Source organism: Methylocystis sp. Sn-Cys, assembly GCF_016745395.1.
GTDB classification, from domain to species: Bacteria; Pseudomonadota; Alphaproteobacteria; order Rhizobiales; family Beijerinckiaceae; genus Methylocystis; species Methylocystis iwaonis.
Genome location: NZ_JAERVJ010000005.1, coordinates 1 through 15,925 on the forward strand (window position 1 = coordinate 1; position 15,925 = coordinate 15,925).

The window sequence follows — 15,925 nt, forward strand, 5'->3', positions numbered from 1 at the left end:
TGTGTGCATTCGATAGCGCTAAAGCGGGAGAGGGGACGCTCACGATCAGCATTCTTGATGAAGACGACGAACCGCTCCCTCTCCCGCGATAGCCGGTCGAGAGACGGGCGTCTTGCAGACGCCCTATGGCGGGGGAGGGTTAGGGAGGGGGCCTGTCGGCCGCGCTCACCAATCGATTTCCGCGCCCTTATAGTCCACGAATCTGCGCGTATCCGCGAGCGTCAGTCGCTCGACGACGCCAATGATTCCTGCGGCGCTTTCCTCCACGCCGACCGGCGCGTCGGGCCCGCCCATGTCGGTGCGCACCCAGCCCGGATGCATGGAAATGACCGCGACGCCCTCGGGCTTCAGATCGTCGGAGAGACACTGAACGATCTTGTTGAGCCCGGCTTTGGAGAGGCGGTAGCCGACGTTGAACGTCCCTTCCAGCGCCATGGAGCCCAGCACGCTCGACATCACCGCGATGCGCGGCCGCTCGCCCTGCCGCAGAAGCGGCAGAAACGCCTGAATGACGCGCAAAGGCCCCAGCGTATTGACGTTGACGAGGTCGAGCACGCCGTCGAAATCCATATCGAGCGTCGATTGGCGCTGCGGCCCATAGGCGCCGGCGTTGGCGACAAGCGCGTCGATCGGCTCGCTCACCTCTGCGGCGGCCGCGTGAATTTGCGCCGCGTCGCGCGTGTCGAAGATGAGAATTTGCCCCCTGTCGCCCAACGGGGCCAGCGCCTCCTGCAAGGCCGCGCGGCCGTTTTCGCTCCGCACGCTCGCGGTGACGCGCGCGCCCCTGAGCGCGAGCTGGCGCGCCAGCTCCAAACCAATGCCCCGGCTCGCGCCGGCGATAAACCAATGCGACATAATCGATCTCCCGCTGCGCTTCGCCTTTCAATATAGCGCCGCGTTTTATCTTTGGCTCTCGCGGTGCTAGCCTTCGGTCGAGGAGGGGCGCGTGACGAGGGAAGCGACCGGCAACGCCAGTTTTTTCGACGGCTATGTCGAAAGACGCCGCGCCGTCACGCTCGTCTTCGGCCCCGCGCTCGAAATCGTGGAAAACGGCGTCCTCGTCGCAGCCTGGCCCTATGCGGAGGTTCGCCGGCTGCCGCCGCCCGGCGGCCTCATGCGGCTCGCGGCGCTCGGCGCGCCGAAGGGCGCCCGGCTCGAAATCGACGATCCGCAAACGCAGGCCGACATCGCGCGCCACTGCCTCTTGCTTTTGGGCGAGAAGGACGCGCCTAACCTCGAAGGGCGCAAGAGGCTCGTCTATGGCCTCGCCGCCAGCGTGATGTTCGGCGCCTTCCTCTGGGGCGGCGTGCCGCGCATGGCCGGCCTCATCGCCCCGGCCATTCCCGTGGACTGGGAAAAGAAGCTCGGCGAAAGCGCCGACGAAGAAGCGCGCAAGACCTTCTCCGGCAAAAGCTGCAATGCACCCAAAGGCATGGAGGCCTTGCAGAAAGTCTCGCGCCGCCTCCAGGGCGCCGCCCATCTGCGCCTGCCCGCGACGATCGAGGTCGTCGCCGCGACGACGCCTAACGCCTTCGCCTTGCCCGGTGGCAAGGTCTATCTGCTCTCCGGCTTGCTGGATAAGGCCCGCTCGCAGGACGAAGTCATCGGCGTGCTGGCCCATGAGCTGGGGCATCTGGAGCACCGCGACCATCTGCGCCGCCTCATCGAGACCGGCGGCGCAGCCATGCTCGTCAGCCTTGTCTTCGGCGACGTGACCGGGGGCTCGGCAATGATCCTGGTCGGCAATTCCGTGTTCAACGCCGCCTATTCGCGCGAAAACGAGGCGGAGGCCGACGCCTTCGCCGCCAGGACGCTCAGCGCGCTCGGCCGGCCCGCAAAGCCCATGGGCGAATTGCTGGTGCGCATCACCGGCGCGGACGGCGGCGGCCCGTCGAGCATTCTTCACGACCATCCGCTGAGCGCGGACCGACTGGAGGCGCTGAAAGCCGCCGACAAAGGCGAAACGGCGCCGCCGCTTTTGAGCGAGGAAGAGTGGACGGCGCTGAAGGGGATTTGCGGTTAAAGGTTCGTCATTGCGAGCGCAGCGAAGCAATGACGGGAAGAGCGCGTGAAACAGCTTCAGCCTGCGGCGCGGCGGCTTATCTCACAAACTATTGAATTTATCTATGAAAACTAGGGATGATGATTATAGCCTTGATCTATCAGAATCGTCCTTTGGTTCTCTTGTCAATGATCCGGACGTCATAAAGGTGTTCGAAAAAAAGGCGGCTAAGTTGCCCCTCGCTTGCAAAAGGTAGAGGTTTTGCAAGGCTTAAATCAATGCGCCGAGTGCATCCGCCGTCGAGGGCAGCCCTTGCCGCTTCATGATCTCCAACACCTCGCGCGGCGACTGCGGCGGGTTCCTCCGGTTCGCGCACAGCTCGCGGAAAGCCGAGAGTGCGAGCTCCTTGCTGTCGCCCATCACGCGCGACAAGAAGGCATCTGGATGTTCGGCGACGAGGCCGAACGGCGCAAGCGCGGATTCCGGAAAGTCGCGCAAATTCGCCGTCACGATGGTTTGCGCACCGCAATGCAGCGCCGCCGCCATTACATGCCGGTCATCCGCGTCAGGGAGCGTGATGGCGTCAATGCGATGCTCGTATCCCCCGACTAGCGCACCCAAAACATGCACCTCCATCAGGTCGCGCGTTCTTTCCAGTTGCTGGCGGGAAATATCTGGGCGGTCGCGCAAGAGCGACCTCATCCATTCTTCATGCACCCGCGCCGACCAGTGCGCTTGAAAGAGATCGGCCACGGCGAAGTGCATCAGCACGTTGCGCAGCAGCGCGGGGTACAAAACGCTCGCGTCGAGAAACGCGACAGGCAAAAGCGGTTCGATCATTCAAGCCCCAAGGCCTGATCGTGTGCCGCCAGCTCCGCAAGGGCTTCGCGCCGCTTGGCTCGATTGTCGGCTTTGAATGCGAGCACGTCCTGCAACGGCAGCCGCCGTTGATTGCCGACCATTCGCGCCGGAAGAAGCCCCTTCTCGACCATGCCGACGAGATAGGGGCGCGAGACGTTCAAAATGGTCGCCGCTTGCTGTGTCGTGATTTCCGCCTCGACAGGGACGAGCGACACGGCTTTTCCGGCGGCGATTGCCTTGAGAATATCTTTCAGCATTTCCGTCACGAGCGGAGGGAGATCGAGCGTCGTCTCCTTCCCCGCAGCGCTGACTTGCACGTTGAGCGCTGCGCCGCTCGCCTCACTACGTTCGAGCGCGACTTGCGCGGCCTTTGCCCGCGCCGCATCTTCGGGGGAAGGCACAATCGGGTCTGCAAGGGCGTGAGCCATGTGGAAGCCTCCTAAATTTCAAAGCACTATCTCACTTTCCAGAAATAGACGCAATACTCGAAATACTCGAAATTTGCTGGGGATCAGCTTCGTTTGGAGTTCGAGGCCGAGCTGAAGCGCCTCGACATCGCCGCTTAGCGCGCGGTCCTTTCTGAAGCTGCGCGCTTTCTCATCGCTCGCATGATACCGTTTCCGTTTGAATAGCTCGGATTGGGGCTTGTCATTCCCGACGGGCCGAAGGCCCGATCGGGAATCCAGAGCCACAAAAGCGCTGGTTTGGCTCTGGATTCCCGATCGCTCGCTGCGCGAGCGTCGGGATTGACACCGAACCAATCAAGCGGATCTCGAATGATTCCATGCGAGCGGAAAGCGCGCTAACGCCGCTTACGTCATTGCGAGCGCAGCGAAGCAATCCAGAGCCTCATCGTGGCCCTGGATAGCTTCGCTGCGCTCGCAATGACGGGGAGAGCGGGTGAAGGGGCTCTCGCCCCCTCACATCGCCGCGGCGTGCGTCTCCTCGATCCGCGCCACGCCGGTCTTCACCGCCGCCTGCACTTTCTCGAAGGCGCGGACCTCGATCTGGCGGACGCGCTCGCGGGAGACGCCGAATTCCTCGGAAAGCGCCTCGAGCGTCACCGGATCGTCGGCGAGGCGGCGCGCCTCGAAGATGCGGCGTTCGCGCGGGTTGAGAACGTCGAGCGCGCCGCGCAGCGCCTTCAGGCGATTGTTGCTCTCCTCCTGCGCGGCGAGAATGCGCTCCTGGTCGTCGCTCTCGTCGACGAGCCAGTCCTGCCATTCGCCTTCGCCCTCCTCCCGCAGCGGCGCGTTGAGCGAGGCGTCGCCGCCCATGCGGCGGTTCATCTCGATCACGTCCTGCTGCGAGACGCCGAGACGCGTCGCGATCTTCTCGACATTCTCGGGCCGCAGATCGCCCTCCTCGAAGGCGGAGATGCGGCTCTTGGCCTTGCGCAGATTGAAGAAGAGCTTCTTCTGGCTCGCCGTCGTGCCCATTTTCACGAGCGACCAGGAGCGCAGGATGTATTCTTGAATCGAGGCGCGGATCCACCACATCGCATAAGTAGCGAGACGGAAGCCGCGGTCCGGCTCGAAGCGCTTGACGGCCTGCATCAGGCCGACATTGCCCTCCGAGACGATCTCGCCGATCGGCAGGCCGTAGCCGCGATAGCCCATGGCGATCTTGGCCACGAGGCGCAGATGCGAGGTGACAAGCGCGTGAGCGGCCTTCGGGTCTTCATGTTCGCGCCAACGCTTGGCGAGCATATATTCCTGCTGCGGCTCCAGCATCGGGAACCGGCGGATTTCGGCAAGGTAACGGGCGAGCCCGCCTTCCGCGACGATGGGCAAAGTATTCGCCATATCTCGTCCCTCCCCTGACGGGCTCCCGGGGCGGCAAGCCCGCGACGGTCGATCGCGCATTCGCCGATCGCAACAAGGATAGTATAGGCCGGAAACGACGGGCAGGAAAATGACCGCCACGTGACAACTCGCTAAAGTCGGGATTAAGATTCTGTAATAAAGGCCCGGCGAAAGCGTCGCCGGGGCGTCCCGACACTTCGCGAAGCTTAAGATTCTATTTACTGATGCCGCCCAGGACGCCGCGCAAAATTTCCTTGGCGATGCGATTTCCCGCTGTGCGCGCAGCGCTTTGGACGGCCGACCGCAGCGCGGCCTCGGCCGGCGAGAGATTCTTGCCCTTGGCCGAGCCGAAGAGCTTGCCCAACACGGAGCCGATGGTCCCGATCAAGCCGCCGCCTGCGGCGTTTTGTCCGCCCCCCTGTAGCTTCTCGTAAGCCGAGTCGCGATCGACCGGCGTGTCATATTTGCCGGCGAATTTGCTCTCGCCCATGACCGCGGCGCGCTCTTGCGGCGTCACCGGGCCGACGCAGGCCGCGGGAGGCGCGATCAGCACGCGGTCGACGATCTCCGGCGCGCCCTTGTCGCCGAGCATGGAGACGAGCGCCTCGCCGACGCCGAGATGCATGATGGCGTCCGCCGTGTCGAAAGAGGGGTTCTTGCGGAAGGTTTCCGCCGCCGCGCGCACCGCTTTCTGGTCGCGCGGCGTGAAGGCGCGCAGCGCGTGCTGGATACGATTGCCGAGCTGGCCCAAGACGGCGTCCGGCACATCGAGCGGATTCTGGGTGATGAAATAGACGCCGACGCCCTTGGAGCGAATGAGCCGGACGACCTTCTCGATCGCCGAGAGCAGCGCCTTCGGGGCATCGTCGAAAAGGAGATGGGCCTCGTCGAAGAAGAAGACGAGCTTCGGCTTATCCTGGTCGCCGACCTCGGGAAGCGTCTCGAAAAGCTCCGAGAGCATCCACAAAAGAAAAGTGGCGTAGAGCTTGGGCGCGCGCATGAGCTTGTCGGCGGCGAGAATATTCACCACGCCGCGCCCGTCGCGATCCGTGCGGATGAAATCCGTGATCTCCAGCGCCGGCTCGCCGAAGAATTTGTCGCCGCCCTGCGTCTCCAGCACGAGGAGCTGGCGCTGAATCGCGCCGACGCTGGCCGGCGCGATATTACCGTATTTGACTTTGTATTCCGCCGCGTTTTCGGCGACATGGGCGAGCGCGGCGCGAAGATCCTTCAGATCGAGCAGCAAAAGCCCCTGCTCGTCCGCGACCTTGAAGACGATATTGATGACGCCTTCCTGCGTCTCGTTGAGGTCGAGCAGGCGGGAGATGAGCAGCGGGCCCATTTCCGAAACGGTGGCGCGCACCATATGGCCCTGCTCGCCGAAGACGTCCCAATAGACCACCGGAAAACGGTCGGGCTCGTAATCCAACCCGATTTCCTCGGCGCGTTTGACGAAGGGAGGCTTGGCGTCGCCCGGCTGGGAGAGGCCCGAAAGGTCGCCTTTCACATCGGCGAGGAAGACCGAGGCGCCCGCATTGGAGAAGCCTTCCGCGAGGAGCTGCAGCGACACCGTCTTGCCGCCGCCGGTCGCGCCGGAGATGAGCCCGTGGCGGTTGCCGAGCGACAGCGTCAGATAGCGATAGGCGCGCGCCCCCGCCCCGCCATGCGCCGCGCCCACGAGAATCTTACCGGGGACGGCGTTGGGGCGGCTTTCGCTGGCTTGGCTCATGACGTGGCGCTCTCGCTGGGAATCGGCGGAGACGGAAGCTACATCATTCCCTTCGCGCCCGCATCCGCTGGCGCCCGCATCCGCGCTGCAGCGCAGCATCTTCGCGCAGGCGAAACGCCGTGACGAAAAGCTGTGACGAAAAGCCGTGGCTTGGCGAATGCGCTGCGCCGGGCTAAATTCGTGTTGGAGAGGTTCGCCGTCGCAACCGGGCGCATGCGGCAAGCGCCCCAAGCCACGGCCGGCAGCCCTCTAGCTTGCAGCCGCCGTCAATCTGGAGAACAAAGCCCGGCAGCGCCGTCGACGTTACGATCGTCCCGCACCCGAAGGACAGAATGCCACGGCGCGTCGTCGGGAAACACGAGACCGACGGCGCGATGACATGACGCGCACATCGCCTGGCCTGCTTTCCGCTGGACTCGAATGGCGGAGCGACAAGAAACCGCGCCGACCGATAAGCGAAGCGAGTTCTCCATCGCGAAAGCGGCCAACTTTTGCGGAATTCGATTCAGGCGCATAAGTTCGCTAATCAAAACGAGACGCCGTAACGCGACGGCCGACAAGACGCAGGGAAGGCACGCATGTCCAGAGGGTCGGTGAAGGGAAACGGCAGGAACAAGCGCGGCGACAAAAAGGCGGCGAACGGTCCCGCGATCTCCAAAGGCCTGCTCATCGGCGCGGGCGCTGTTTTCGCCCTTATCTTCGGCGTCTTCGTCGCCGTGACGAGCAACACGCCGCCTGCGCCGCCGGCCTCCGCCATCGGCGGCCCGTTTCAGCTCACGTCGCAGACGGGCGCGCAGGTCAATGAGAAGGAGCTGCTCGGCAAGCCCTATCTCATCTTCTTCGGCTACACGCATTGCCCCGACGTGTGCCACACGACGCTGTTCGAGATGTCGGAGATTTTGCGCGCGCTCGGACCCGACGCAAAAGTCGGCGGGCTTTTTGTCACCGTCGATCCAGAACGCGACACGCCGGAGGTTTTGAAGGACTATCTGGCGAATTTCGACCCGCGCATCACCGGCCTCACCGGCCCGCGCGCGCAGCTCGAACCCATGCTGCGCTCCTATCGCATCTACGCGAAGCGTGCGCCGGGCAAGGATGAGGACTACGCCGTGGATCACACCACGGTTGTCTATCTGATGGACAAGAACGGCCGCTTCGTCACTTCCTTCAACGTCAACCGGAAACCCGAGGAAGCGGCGAAGGATCTGGCGCGTTATCTGTAACGCCATTTCCGTTTGAATAGCTCGCATTGGGGCATGTCATTGCCGGCAGGCTGAAAGCCCGACCGGGAATCCAGAGCCACAAAAGCGCCGGTTTTGCTCTGGATTCCCGATCGCTCGCTCGAGCGAGCGTCGGGAATGACGCCGCCCGAACAAGCCGATCTCCTATCACGCGCCGCGCCGCGGCGCAGGACGACTCGCAAGTCTACGCCAAGCGAATTTTTTGCGGTAGTTGCGTTTTTCGAACTCGCGACTCACGCAGCCTTTCGCTAGCATGTCCGCATGCTTCGCCTTTTGCGCGACGGCCCTTCCGGCAAGGGAACGTCCCTCCTTACGTTAGAACACGCCGGCGAAACGATCGTCGTCGCTTTGCGCCGCGCGACCACTGCGCGGCGTTTTACCCTGAGGGTTCGATTCGCCGCGCGCGACGCGGTTCTCACCATGCCGAGCCGCGCCTCGATTCGCGAGGCGCGCGCCTTCGCGCAGCGTCACGCCGCCTGGATCGCCACGCGGTTGAACCGGCTGCCCGAGACGATTCCCTTCGCGCATGGCTCGCTCATTCCTTTGCGCGGCGTCGATCACGCCGTCATCCATCTGCCCGATCGACGCGGCACCGTGTGGACGGAAGAGCGCGACGATGTGGAGACGCCGCTGGCGCTTTGCGTCGCCGGCCAGGCCGAGCATGTGCACCGTCGCGTGCAGGATCACTTCAAGCGCGAGGCGCGCCGCGACCTCGAAGACGCCGTCGCGCGCCACACCTCGGCGCTGAGCCTGCCGCCGCGGGGCGTCGGGCTGCGCGATCCGGTCAGCCGATGGGGCTCGTGCTCCTCGACAGGATCGCTGAATTTTTCATGGCGGCTGATCATGGCGCCGCCTTTCGTTCTCGACTATCTCGCCGCCCATGAGGTGGCGCATCTGGTGCACCTCGACCATTCGCCGCGGTTCTGGTCGCTGGCGCGCCGCCTGTGTCCCGAGACCGATCGCGCCGAGGCATGGCTTTCGGCGCATGGCGCGCATCTGCACAAATATGGAGCCAAGGGATGATGCTCGACCGGCGGCGGCTCATCGCTGCGACGGCGCTTCTTCCCCTCGCCGCCCGGGCGCAGGCTGGCGTCAAGACCGGGAAACGTCTTCTCGTCCTCGATTTCGAAATTATCGACACCTCCAACGAACCCGTGGATCAGCGCGCCGATCACGCGCGGCGGCTCGCGGGCGTGCGCGACGCCATCGCCTCGGGGCTCGCGGCGCAGGGCACTTATGAGATCGTCGACCGCGCGGCGGTGCAGGAAGAGCTCGATAGGCTCCTCGCCCAGACCTATATTCGCACCTGCAATTGCGCCGCCGCGCTCGGCAAAAAGGCCGGCGCCGATCTCGTCATGACCGGCGTCGTCAACAAGGTGAGCACGCTGATATTGAGCCTGGGCGTCTCCATCACGCGGGCGTCGTCCGGGGCGCTTATCTATCATCAAGGCTTCGACTTCCGCGGCGACAACGACCAATCTTACGCGCGGGCGGCGAAATTCTTCATCGAGCGGCTGGCGCGCGACCCGGCGATCTGAAAGGGCGACAGAGATGAGCGAGTGCGACAGCGGCAAAGCCCCTCCGCCCTGGAGCGCCGTCTTCGCCCGGCCGCGTGGCGCGTTGCTGCAAGAGCTGGTCACGCGCGCGCAATCTCTGCCGCCGATCCGCATGGGGGTGGTTCACCCCTGCGACCGGCCGTCGCTCGAAGGGGCGCTGGCGGCGCGCGACAAGGGGCTGATCGTGCCGACGCTGATCGGCCCCTGCAAGAAAATGGAGGCGGCCGCGCGCGAGGCCGGCGTCTCGCTGGAGGACGTCGACATCGTCGAGGCCCCGCATAGCCATGCGGCGGCGGATCAGGCGGTCGAGCTGGTGCGGCGCGGCAAGCTTCACGCCATCATGAAGGGCGCGCTGCACACCGACGAGCTGATGGCGGCCGTGGTGCGCGACGGCACGGGCCTGCGCACCGACCGGCGCATCAGCCATGTCTTCGTCATCGACGCGCCGACCTATCATAAGCTCTTGCTCGTCACCGACGCGGCGATCAATATCGGCCCGACGCTCGATATCAAACGCGACATCGTGCGCAATGCGGTCGACCTCGCCCACGCCATCGGCATCGCGCTCCCGAAGGTCGCCATCCTCTCGGCGGTCGAGACGGTCGAGGCGAAAATCCCGTCGACCGTGGAAGCCGGCGCATTGTGCAAGATGGCGGACCGCGGCCAGATCGCCGGCGCGGTCCTGGACGGGCCGCTCGCCTTCGACAACGCCATTTCCCGCGACGCCGCCGACGCCAAGCATATCGCCTCAGAGGTGGCGGGCGACCCCGACATTCTCGTCGCGCCCGACCTCGAATCGGGAAACATCCTCGCCAAACAGCTTGTGTTTCTGGCCGGCGCCGATACGGCGGGCGTCGTGCTGGGCGCCCGCGTGCCCATCGTTTTGACCAGCCGCGCCGACGACGTAAAGTCGCGCGTCGCCTCCTCGGCCCTGGCCCAGCTTTTCGCGCATCGGCCGCGGGCGACGACCTAGCCTCGACAGAAGCGCCCGCGCGTGGCAGAAGGCCTGTGAAATCTTTCAGGCAGCGGGGCAGGCTCTGGCTTCCGCCGTCATTGCGAGGGGAAAGCCGCCAAGCAAGCCAGGGGTCGCCATCGCCGCCCTGGATTGCTTCGCTTCGCTCGCAATGATGGGCGCTTACCGCCTATTCCGCAAACAGACGCGCCGACATGACCGACATCGCGAAACTCGAAGAAGACACGCTCCGCCAGATCGCAGAGGCCGCCGACGAACCGGCGCTCGAGGCCGTGCGTCTCGCCGCGCTCGGCAAGAAGGGCGCGATTTCGGCGCTGCTGTCGACGCTGGGCAAAATGTCGCCCGAGGAGCGCAAGACCGAAGGCGCCAAGATCAACGCGCTGAAAGACAAGGCCACCGAGGCGCTCGCCGCCCGCCGCGCCGCGCTCGCCGAGGCGGCGCTGGAGGCGCGGCTCCAGGCCGAAACGCTCGACGTGACGCTGCCCGCGGCGCGGAGCCCGCTGGAGCGCGGCCGCATCCACCCGATTTCTCAGGTGATGGACGAGCTTTCGGTCATCTTCGCGGATATGGGCTTCGCTGTGGCCGAGGGGCCGGACATCGAAAGCGACGATTACAACTTCACCCGGCTGAACTTCCCCGAGGGCCACCCCGCCCGCGAGATGCAGGACACCTTCTTCCTCTCGCCGGAGGCCGGCGAGAAGAGGCTGCTGCGCACCCATACGAGCCCGGTGCAGGTGCGCACCATGCTCTCCCAAAAGCCGCCGATCCGCGTCATCTGCCCGGGGCGCGTCTATCGCTGCGACTTCGACCAGACCCATACGCCCATGTTCCATCAGGTCGAGGGGCTGGTCATCGACCAATCGACGCATCTGGGGCATCTCAAATGGGTGCTGGAGGAGTTCCTCAGGAGCTTCTTCGAGGTGAAGGGCGTGAGGCTGCGTTTCCGCCCCTCCTTCTTTCCCTTCACCGAGCCCTCGATGGAGGTCGACGTGCAGTGCCGGCGCCAGGGCGGCGAAATCCGCTTCGGCGAGGGCGAGGATTGGATGGAGATTCTGGGCTGCGGCATGGTGCATCCCAATGTGCTGCGCAATTGCGGCCACGATCCGGACGTCTATCAGGGCTTCGCCTTCGGCGTGGGCATCGACCGCCTCGCCATGCTGAAATACGGCATGTCGGATCTGCGCGCCTTTTTCGACGCCGACACCCGCTGGCTGGAGCATTACGGGTTCAGGCCGCTGGATTTCCCGACGCTCGCGGGCGGGTTGAGCGGGTAGCGATGCCGACGCTGCTGCGATGGAAAGGCTATCGCTTCTTTTTCTACTCGGCGGATGGGTGGGAACCAGCCCACATCCACGTTGCGAAGGACCGGAACGAAGCGAAAATCTGGCTTGAGAACGTCACCCTCGCGGTCAATATAGGCTTCTCGGCCAAGGAGCTGAACGAAATCATCAAGAAGACCCGTGACGAACGGGAACCCTTTCTGAAGGTGTGGCATGACCACTTTGCAAATTGAGGTCGAAGACAGCCGGCCAATCGAGGCAAAATGCGACGACGAGTTTCTTACTGTCGCACTCGCCGATGGTCGCATCTTGCGCACGCCGCTATGGTGGTATCCGCGTCTGGCGACGGCGTCGCGTGAGGAGCGTAACGTCGTCGAACTTTCCCCGATGGGAATGCACTGGCCGCAGGTCGACGAAGATATCAGCGTCGCCAGCATGTTGCGTGGACAGAGAGCGCCCGGCGCGGTTCCGCCGGAAAGGGCAGCCTGATTCTGCGACGATGTCGGAAATATGCCCCGCCGTCGGGAGACCAACTGCTTAGCGCGCTACGAAGAAGTCTACGCCGAGAACTCGGCATCGAAGACGACATTCAAGGACACGTCTTCTTGCGAATGCATCGAGATTAAGAAATGAAACTCACCCTCTCCTGGCTCAAAGAGCATCTCGACACTTCCGCCACGCTCGCCGAGATCGTCGAGACGCTGACGCGCATCGGCCTCGAAGTCGAGCATGTGCACGATCCCGCCGCGCAATTGAAAGCCTTCACCATCGCGCAGATCGCCAAGGCGGAGCAGCATCCGAACGCCGACCGGCTCCGCGTCTGCAAGGTCGATACGGGCGCCGGCGATCTGGTGCAGGTTGTCTGCGGCGCGCCCAATGCGCGGGCCGGTCTCAAGACGGTCTTCTCGGCGCCGGGCGCTTATATTCCCGGCAAGAAGATTACGCTGGGCAAGGGCGTCATACGCGGCGTCGAGTCGCTCGGTATGATGTGCTCCTTCGAGGAGCTCGACCTTGCAACGGAAAGCGAAGGCATCATCGAGCTGCCCGAGGACGCGCCCGTGGGGGCCGTCTACGCGCAATGGGCGGGGCTCGACGATCCAGTCATCGAGATCAATCTCACGCCCAACCGGCCCGACGCCGCGGGCGTCTATGGCGTCGCGCGCGATCTCGCGGCGGCGGGGCTCGGCGTGCTGAAGGAGACCGACATTCTCCCCGTCGAGGGCAAATTCCCCTGCCCTGTCGGCGTCACGCTCGATTTCGCGGCGGACGACAAGCATCTCGCGCCCTTCTTTGCGCTGCGCCTCGTCAAGGGCGTGAAGAACGGCCCGAGTCCGTCCTGGCTGCAAAAGCGCCTGCGCGAGATCGGCCTGCGCCCCATCAATGCGCTCGTCGACATCACCAATTTTCTCACCTTCGACCGCGCCCGCCCGCTGCATGTCTTCGACGCCAATAAGGTGACGGGCAATCTTGCCGTGCGCCGCGCGCGCGCCGGCGAGACGCTGCTCGCGCTCGACGGCAAGACACATGCGCTCGATGAGAGCATGGTCGTCATCGCCGACGACAATGGCGTCGAATCCATCGCCGGCGTGATGGGCGGCGAGGTTTCCGGCTGCAACGACGACACGACCGACGTGCTGATCGAGTCGGCGCTCTGGGACCCGCAAAACATCGCCCACACAGGCCGCAAGCTCGGGATCGTCACCGACGCGCGCTACCGTTTCGAACGCGGCGTGGACGCCGACTTCGCTCTCCCCGGAATGGAGCTCGCGACGCAGCTCGTCTTGGAGCTCTGCGGCGGCGAGGCTTCGCAACTTGTGATTGCCGGGGCTGTCCCACGCGAGGGGCGCGTCGTGGACTTCCCCTGGAGTGAAACGCAGCGCCTTGCAGGCGTCGACGTCACGCAAGCGGAGGCGACCGCCATTCTCGAGCGCCTGGGCTTCACCGTTGAGAAGACCGGAACGGAGCGCGCTAACATCACCGCGGCGACATGGCGGCCGGACATCGAAGGCAAGGCCGATATCGTCGAGGAGATCGTCCGCATCTATGGCGTCGACAATGTGCCCTCGACGCCGCTGCCGCGCACGGAGGGCGTCGCGGACGCCGTGCTGACGCTGATGCAGAAGCGCGCCCGCAACGCCCGCCGCGCGCTGGCGTCGCAGGGGCTCGTCGAGGCCGTCACCTGGTCCTTCGTCTCCAAGGAGCAAGCGGAAGCCTTCGGCGGCGGGGCGCCGGGTCTGGCGCTAGCCAATCCGATCGCCGCGGACCTCTCCGACATGCGGCCGAGCCTGCTGCCGGGCCTCGTCGCCGCTGCGCATCGCAACGCCGCGCGTGGGCTGGGCGATCAGGACCTGTTCGAGGTCGGCCAAATTTTCGTCGACCCGACCGAAAAAGGCCAGCGTCTCGCCGCCGCCGGCATCCGGCGCGGTCTTGCCGGCGCGGGCCGACACTGGTCCGCGCCCGCGCAGCGCGCCGGCGCCTTCGACGCCAAGGCCGATGTGATGGCGCTCCTGGGCGCGCTTGGCGTGGCGACCGGCGGGCTGCAGGTCGTCCCGGGCGGGCCGTCGTGGTTCCATCCGGGCCGTTCGGCGACATTGCAATTCGGCCCTAAGGCCGTGGTCGGCTATTTCGGCGAATTGCATCCGCGCGCGCTCAAGGCGCTCGACGTCGAGGGGCCGATCGCCGCCTTCGAGATCATTCTCGACGTGCTGCCAGCGCCGAAGGCCAAGCCGACCAAGATCAAGCCGAAACTCGATCTTTCCGACCTTCAGCCGCTTTCGCGCGACTTCGCCTTCATCGTCGACCGCGCCGCGCCAGCGGGCGATCTCGTCAAGGCGGTCGCGGGCGCCGACAAAGCGCTCGTCACAGACGTCAGCGTCTTCGACGTCTATGAGGGCGTCGGCGTGCCGGAGGGCAAGAAGTCTGTTGGCGTCGCGGTGACGCTCCAGCCCCGCGAGAAGACGCTGACCGACGCCGAGATCGAGGCTGTGGCGCAGAAGATCGTCGCCGAGGCGAGCAAGAAGACCGGGGCGACGCTGCGGTGAGCGCGACTTTGCCTCGTTGCGCGCCTGAAGGCGCGCGGTCCAACCTCGGCCAAGGACCGCGAGCCTTCAGGCTCGCCTTATCGATCTTGGTCGGGGCCCTCACTGCCCCCGCCCTCGCCGGTCCGCGCAAAATCGACGACTGCGAGGCGATCAAGGACGCCAACGCCTATAATCTCTGCCTCGCCTCTTTTGGCCCGATGCGGGGCCAGCATGGCGCGAGCTATCCGGGCGTCGCGAGCGAGGGGGAGAAGGGCGGCGCAAGCAGAGGAGCCTCGAAATACAGCTCAGGCCACGCAACCGCATCGAGCTACGGCCGGGGTTTTCACACGCACGGCCGGATACGGATGGAGTTTACGCCGGGGAGGCGCTAGATCGGATGCCCGAGGGGCAAGGGGATCAAAATTGCCTCTTGGCAAACGCGCGCGGCCCCATTAAATAGGCCGTTCCGGGGCTAGACACGCAATCGACCCCGACCTCAGTTTTGAAGCTTCCGTCCGAACCTCGGCTTTGTCAATGGCTCAAGGGAAAGACGGTGGATAGGCCGGCGGACCCGGGGCTTCAGCCTCGCGTCCTGTCCGGCCATGTCCTGTCCGAGACTGCCGGCGCCGGCGCGGAGTTGTCCACAGCTCCAAGCGGCTCAATCGCCCGGAGGACCTCAGAGAAATCTGTCGTCCGAAGGCGGCCTGCACAGACGGGGAAACCGAAATTTTTGGCCGCTGGCGGAAACGCCACCGTCCTTCGAATTTGGTTCGCGCCCCTTCAACCGGAGCGGTTCGCCATTTGGCGCTTCGTTTCGGGGACAGGATCTACGGCGCCGCCTGCTTCTCGCGGGCGGCATGTCGCAACCGGCGGGGTTTCCCGCCTGTTAGAAGAGAGCAACCGTGGATAGAGCGGAGAAAAAAGAAGCCGTAGCGGAGCTGCAGCAGGTCTTTTCGAAGGCCGGCGCAGTTGTCGTTGCGCACTACTCCGGCTTGACCGTCGCCCAAATGCAGAGGCTGCGCAAGCAGGCTCGCGAAGCGGGCGCCACCGTTCAGGTCGCCAAGAACCGCCTCGCCAAGATCGCTCTGGATGGCACGGACGTCGCCGACATCAGCCCCTTGCTCAAGGGGCCGACCCTGATCGCCTATTCGGACGATCCGGTGGCGGCGCCGAAGGTCGCCGTGGCATTCGCCAAGGATCACGACAAGTTCGTGATTTTGGGCGGCGCCATGGGCGCCACGCTGCTGAATACGGACGGCGTCAAGTCGCTTGCGACCCTGCCGTCTCTCGACGAACTGCGCGCCAAGCTCGTGGGCCTCATCAATGCGCCCGCGACCAAGATCGCCCAGCTCTCGACCGCGCCAGCCGCCAAGCTCGCGCGCGTGTTCGGCGCTTACGCCAACAAGGACGCGGCCTAAGAGGCTTGCAGAACCAAATCGAACCAAATTCAAAGGACGC

At 64.8% G+C, this 15,925-nt stretch carries 16 protein-coding genes; 11 read left to right on the plus strand and 5 right to left on the minus strand.

Annotation, left to right across the window (positions count from 1 at the left end; translation table 11 throughout):
- Positions 1-165: 165 nt before the first annotated feature.
- Positions 166-855 (minus strand): SDR family oxidoreductase, encoded by a 690-nt coding sequence (locus tag JJT62_RS11210; RefSeq protein ID WP_202072855.1) that lies wholly within the window; start codon positions 853-855, stop codon positions 166-168.
- Between the two features lie 91 nt (positions 856-946).
- On the opposite strand from JJT62_RS11210, the gene JJT62_RS19560 reads away from it, so the two are divergent.
- Positions 947-2,023: a M48 family metallopeptidase gene (locus JJT62_RS19560; RefSeq protein ID WP_202072856.1), complete on the plus strand. Its 1,077-nt coding sequence runs from the start codon at positions 947-949 to the stop codon at positions 2,021-2,023.
- A gap of 249 nt (positions 2,024-2,272) precedes the next feature.
- Here the strand turns inward: JJT62_RS19560 and JJT62_RS11220 are convergent, their stop codons facing one another.
- From JJT62_RS11220 to JJT62_RS11235, 4 genes are all read right to left on the minus strand, one after another.
- Positions 2,273-2,842 (minus strand): PIN domain-containing protein, encoded by a 570-nt coding sequence (locus JJT62_RS11220; protein WP_202072857.1) that lies wholly within the window; start codon positions 2,840-2,842, stop codon positions 2,273-2,275.
- Positions 2,839-3,291: a helix-turn-helix domain-containing protein gene (locus tag JJT62_RS11225; RefSeq protein ID WP_202072858.1), complete on the minus strand. Its 453-nt coding sequence runs from the start codon at positions 3,289-3,291 to the stop codon at positions 2,839-2,841. The genes JJT62_RS11220 and JJT62_RS11225 overlap by 4 nt, the downstream gene beginning before the upstream one ends.
- 492 nt (positions 3,292-3,783) lie before the next feature.
- The gene (rpoH, locus tag JJT62_RS11230; protein ID WP_202072859.1) at positions 3,784-4,668 is read right to left on the minus strand and encodes an RNA polymerase sigma factor RpoH; all 885 of its coding nucleotides are present in this window, start codon (positions 4,666-4,668) and stop codon (positions 3,784-3,786) included.
- A 214-nt stretch (positions 4,669-4,882) separates the two neighbouring features.
- On the minus strand, positions 4,883-6,397 hold the full coding sequence (locus JJT62_RS11235; RefSeq protein ID WP_202072860.1) for a helicase HerA-like domain-containing protein: 1,515 nt from the start codon (positions 6,395-6,397) through the stop codon (positions 4,883-4,885).
- Between the two features lie 578 nt (positions 6,398-6,975).
- Here JJT62_RS11235 and JJT62_RS11240 point away from each other — a divergent pair.
- The 10 genes from JJT62_RS11240 (at position 6,976) to rplJ (ending at position 15,885) form a co-directional block, all read left to right on the plus strand.
- Positions 6,976-7,620 carry an SCO family protein gene (locus tag JJT62_RS11240; RefSeq protein ID WP_202072861.1) on the plus strand — a complete coding sequence of 215 codons (645 nt, stop codon included), beginning with the start codon at positions 6,976-6,978 and terminating at the stop codon, positions 7,618-7,620.
- 279 nt (positions 7,621-7,899) lie between these two features.
- Positions 7,900-8,661, plus strand: a complete 762-nt coding sequence (locus tag JJT62_RS11245; protein WP_202072862.1) for a M48 family metallopeptidase — start codon at positions 7,900-7,902, stop codon at positions 8,659-8,661.
- Positions 8,658-9,176: a DUF3280 domain-containing protein gene (locus tag JJT62_RS11250; RefSeq protein WP_246744840.1), complete on the plus strand. Its 519-nt coding sequence runs from the start codon at positions 8,658-8,660 to the stop codon at positions 9,174-9,176. The genes JJT62_RS11245 and JJT62_RS11250 overlap by 4 nt, the downstream gene beginning before the upstream one ends.
- A 13-nt stretch (positions 9,177-9,189) precedes the next feature.
- Positions 9,190-10,167 carry a bifunctional enoyl-CoA hydratase/phosphate acetyltransferase gene (locus JJT62_RS11255; protein WP_202072863.1) on the plus strand — a complete coding sequence of 326 codons (978 nt, stop codon included), beginning with the start codon at positions 9,190-9,192 and terminating at the stop codon, positions 10,165-10,167.
- Between the two features lie 194 nt (positions 10,168-10,361).
- Positions 10,362-11,441, plus strand: coding sequence for a phenylalanine--tRNA ligase subunit alpha (pheS, locus tag JJT62_RS11260; RefSeq protein ID WP_202072864.1), 1,080 nt, complete (start codon positions 10,362-10,364; stop codon positions 11,439-11,441).
- A gap of 2 nt (positions 11,442-11,443) precedes the next feature.
- Positions 11,444-11,680 carry a DUF4160 domain-containing protein gene (locus tag JJT62_RS11265; RefSeq protein WP_202072865.1) on the plus strand — a complete coding sequence of 79 codons (237 nt, stop codon included), beginning with the start codon at positions 11,444-11,446 and terminating at the stop codon, positions 11,678-11,680.
- Complete coding sequence (locus JJT62_RS11270; RefSeq protein WP_349362192.1) at positions 11,661-11,936, plus strand: DUF2442 domain-containing protein; 276 nt, start codon at positions 11,661-11,663, stop codon at positions 11,934-11,936. Before JJT62_RS11265 ends, JJT62_RS11270 begins: the two co-directional genes overlap by 20 nt.
- Positions 11,937-12,076: 140 nt before the next feature.
- The gene (gene pheT, locus JJT62_RS11275) at positions 12,077-14,488 is read left to right on the plus strand and encodes a phenylalanine--tRNA ligase subunit beta (protein WP_202072866.1); all 2,412 of its coding nucleotides are present in this window, start codon (positions 12,077-12,079) and stop codon (positions 14,486-14,488) included.
- Positions 14,489-14,574: 86 nt separating this feature from the next.
- Positions 14,575-14,859 carry a hypothetical protein gene (locus tag JJT62_RS11280; RefSeq protein ID WP_202072867.1) on the plus strand — a complete coding sequence of 95 codons (285 nt, stop codon included), beginning with the start codon at positions 14,575-14,577 and terminating at the stop codon, positions 14,857-14,859.
- Positions 14,860-15,369: 510 nt separating this feature from the next.
- The gene (rplJ, locus tag JJT62_RS11285) at positions 15,370-15,885 is read left to right on the plus strand and encodes a 50S ribosomal protein L10 (RefSeq protein ID WP_202072868.1); all 516 of its coding nucleotides are present in this window, start codon (positions 15,370-15,372) and stop codon (positions 15,883-15,885) included.
- Positions 15,886-15,925 lie beyond the last annotated feature (40 nt).